This is a genomic window from Virgibacillus sp. 7505 (genome assembly GCF_002272135.1).
Classification (GTDB): domain Bacteria; phylum Bacillota; class Bacilli; order Bacillales; family Amphibacillaceae; genus Terribacillus.
On sequence record NZ_NPBF01000478.1, the window covers coordinates 1 to 210 of the forward strand.

General features: G+C 55.2%; 1 protein-coding gene. It reads left to right on the forward strand.

Annotation, left to right across the window (positions count from 1 at the left end; all coding sequences use genetic code 11):
* On the forward strand, nt 1–210 hold a 210-nt coding region (locus tag CHH91_RS19875; protein ID WP_141234289.1), incomplete at both ends, for a M24 family metallopeptidase.

The following is a 210-nucleotide window of genomic DNA, read 5'->3' on the forward strand; positions in this document are numbered from 1 at the left end:
CCGTTGTCCGCGACTTCACTGGCCATGGAATCGGACCGACGTTGCATGAGCCGCCACAAGTGCTCCATTTTGGTGCTCAAGGCAAAGGACTGCGCTTACGAGAAGGAATGGTCATTACGATCGAACCGATGGTAAACATCGGCAAGTACAACAGCACGCTTGATGCTAACGGTTGGACGGCGCGGACAGTTGACGGCACATTGTCTGCCC